We start from the raw sequence: 1,756 nt of genomic DNA on the forward strand, positions 1-1,756 counted from the left end.
GCCTTCCTGGTGGGGGGGCTGTCCCTGCGGCGGTTGGGATTGCAGCCGACGCTGGCCTCGCGCAGCTACCACGTGGAGATGTTCGACCGCCGGGATGGCAGCCTGCTGCGCGAGACGGAGCGGGGCGAGGTGCTCACCCGGGCGCCGGTGCTGGAGCTGCTCGGGTCGGAGGCGCTGACGCGACCCGATGGCTTCCTGGAGGCGTTCGACGACACGGGGCGCCGGATGGTGGTGGCGCACGCGCAGGTGGCGGGGACGCCGTGGACGGTGGTGGTGACCGCGCGGCTGCGCGAGGCGTTCGCGCCGGTGACGCGCATGGGCGCCTGGGTGGTGGCCATCGCGGTGCTGGCGGGCGCCATCGCGCTGCTGCTGTCGCAGTGGGTGGGCCGGGACGTGGCCGAGCGGCTGGAGACCCTCCGGGACGGCTTCGCCGTGCTGGGCACGCCGTCGGTGGAGCAGCATGTGCCGGCGCGGGGCGACGATGAGATCGCCCAGCTCACCCTGGGCTTCAACGACATGGCGGCGCGCATCGACCGCACGCAGAAGGAGCTGCGCGAGGCCATCGCCATCCGGGACCAGTTCCTGTCCATGGCGAGCCACGAGCTGCGCACGCCGCTGACGCCGCTGAAGGCGACGCTGGAATTGCTCATCCGCCAGTCCGGGGCCGGCCAGGGGCTGACCCCGGAGCGGCAGCGGGACACCTTCGCGCGGCTGAACCGGCAGGTGGACCGGCTGACGCGGCTGATTGGCGACATGCTGGACGTGTCGCGGCTGCAGTCCGGGCGCTTCACGTTGACGGTGACGCCCGTGGACGTGGGGGCGCTGGCGCGCGAGGTGGTGGAGCGCATCCAGGTCACCCGGCCGGAGCGCGCGAGCCAGTTGACGCTGGACGTCCCCGAGGCGCCCCTGGTGGGCCGGTGGGATGATCAGCGGTTGGATCAACTCCTCACGAACCTGGTGGAGAACGCGCTGCGCTATTCGCCGCCGGACATGCCGGTGGTGGTGCGGGTGCGCGAGGAGGCGGACGGGGTGCGGGTGGACGTGGAGGACCGGGGCATCGGCATTCCTCCGGAGAGCGTGTCGCAGCTCTTCACGCCCTTCTTCCGCGCGCGCAACGCCGCCGAGCACTACGCCGGGGGGCTGGGGCTGGGGCTGGCCATCTGCCGCGAAATCGTGGAGCGCCACGGAGGCCGCATCGCGGTGAGGAGTGACGGGCCGGGCCAGGGCAGCTGCTTCACGGTGAGGCTGCCCCGGGCGGCGGTGGCGGACGCGGCCTGATGCGCTACGTGGAGGCGAGGCCGTGCGCCGCCCTGGCGCCCTACGTCCAGTGCTACTGGGCGCTGGAGGTGTCAGGGCCGCTGGCAGCGCCGCACCGGGTGATGCCGGACGGCTGTCTGGACATCCTGGTGGACCTGTCGGCCGGAGCGCGCCTCCAGGTGGTGGGGGCGATGCGCCGCGCGGAGGTGGTGCCGCTGGCGTCGTCCGCGTCCTTCGTCGCCGTGCGCTTCCGTCCGGGAGGGGCGCACCCGTTCCTGCGGCTGCCGCTGGTGGAGCTGACGGACGCGCAGCTGGCGCTGGAGGACCTCTGGCCAGCGGAGGTGCGAGCGTGGCGGGAGCGGCTGGCGGAAGCGGACGGGATGCCCGCGCGCTTCGCGCTGCTGGAGCGGTTGTTGCTGCGGAGGCTGTCGGAGCGCGGGGAGGACGCGGGGGTGTTGCACGCGGTGGGCGTCATCGGGCGTGCGAGGGGGCAGGTGCC

General features: G+C 73.6%; 2 protein-coding genes. Both read left to right on the forward strand.

Translation table 11 applies throughout. The annotated features are described in order from the left end of the window. A partial coding sequence (locus tag D7V93_RS42595; RefSeq protein WP_147451665.1) for an ATP-binding protein occupies positions 1-1,278 on the forward strand: 1,278 nt, incomplete at its 5' end. After that, positions 1,278-1,756: DUF6597 domain-containing transcriptional factor (locus tag D7V93_RS42600; protein WP_341871002.1), on the forward strand; the 479-nt coding region annotated here is incomplete at its 3' end. The genes D7V93_RS42595 and D7V93_RS42600, both read left to right, overlap by 1 nt.

The sequence above is a fragment of the Corallococcus llansteffanensis genome (assembly GCF_003612055.1).
GTDB lineage: Bacteria > Myxococcota > Myxococcia > Myxococcales > Myxococcaceae > Corallococcus > Corallococcus llansteffanensis.